This window comes from Mesorhizobium sp. M8A.F.Ca.ET.161.01.1.1 (genome assembly GCF_004792105.1).
Lineage (GTDB): Bacteria > Pseudomonadota > Alphaproteobacteria > Rhizobiales > Rhizobiaceae > Mesorhizobium.
The window spans coordinates 1-343 of record NZ_SRTD01000234.1; the positions used below are offsets into that span (position 1 = coordinate 1).

Annotated in this window: 1 pseudogene; it reads left to right on the forward strand. The window is 62.7% G+C overall.

Annotated features, from left to right (window positions below):
* Positions 1–45: 45 nt before the first annotated feature.
* A pseudogene (locus tag EN804_RS35485) lies at positions 46–343 on the forward strand (GNAT family N-acetyltransferase); the annotation flags it as partial.

Consider the following 343-nt stretch of genomic DNA (forward strand, 5'->3'; position numbering starts at 1 on the left):
GCGTGAGACGGTGCGCCACTATCGTCAAGCCACCGGTACCTAAAGGTGAGCAGTTCGGCCGAGGGGGCTCTTCGGGTCGAAGTGCTTGATCTGCAGCACGACAGGACATCTTTCGAGAGCGGCATAGAGGCGCTCGATCGGTATTTCAGGGTGCAGGCCGGGCAGGATGCGCGCAAGAACGTCGCGGCACCCTTTGTTCTTGTTTTGCCGGACGGGGCCGTGGCCGGGTATTACACGCTGTCCGCAACCGCCGTAGCCATCGGCGAATGGCCTGCCCAAACCGTTCGCAAGCTTCCCCGCTATCCGCTCATTCCGGCCACGTTGCTAGGACGCCTCGCTGTCG